This is a genomic window from Akkermansia sp. KLE1798 (genome assembly GCF_001580195.1).
In the GTDB taxonomy this organism is placed as follows: domain Bacteria; phylum Verrucomicrobiota; class Verrucomicrobiia; order Verrucomicrobiales; family Akkermansiaceae; genus Akkermansia; species Akkermansia biwaensis.
The window spans coordinates 1-231 of sequence record NZ_KQ971091.1 but is presented as its reverse complement, the minus strand read 5'-3'; the positions used below and the strand labels follow the sequence as shown (position 1 = coordinate 231).

Here is a 231-nt window from a genome sequence, read left to right as displayed (position 1 = left end):
CCACTCCCTCCCGGCTCGTCACTTCCCCGTAGGCGCGGATTGTAAACGTGTCGTCGCGCGTGGTGAGAATGTTGCCCAGCACCGCAAGCACGTCCGACTGGATCAGGTAGCCGGGTGCCGCCGTAAAGACTGAGCCCTTGGCCGCATCCGCGTTCGGGTAGCCAACCTTGGGCGTGATGACCATGTCCGTGAGTTCGTCAAAGGTCCTGTTGATCGAGCTTTCGTCGATGG

The 231-nt window shown here is 61.5% G+C and carries 1 protein-coding gene; it reads right to left on the bottom strand.

Going from position 1 to position 231, the window contains the following annotated elements; all coding sequences use genetic code 11:
* The coding region (locus tag HMPREF3039_RS14180) for a hypothetical protein (protein WP_197457900.1) at nt 1–231 on the bottom strand (231 nt) is incomplete at both ends.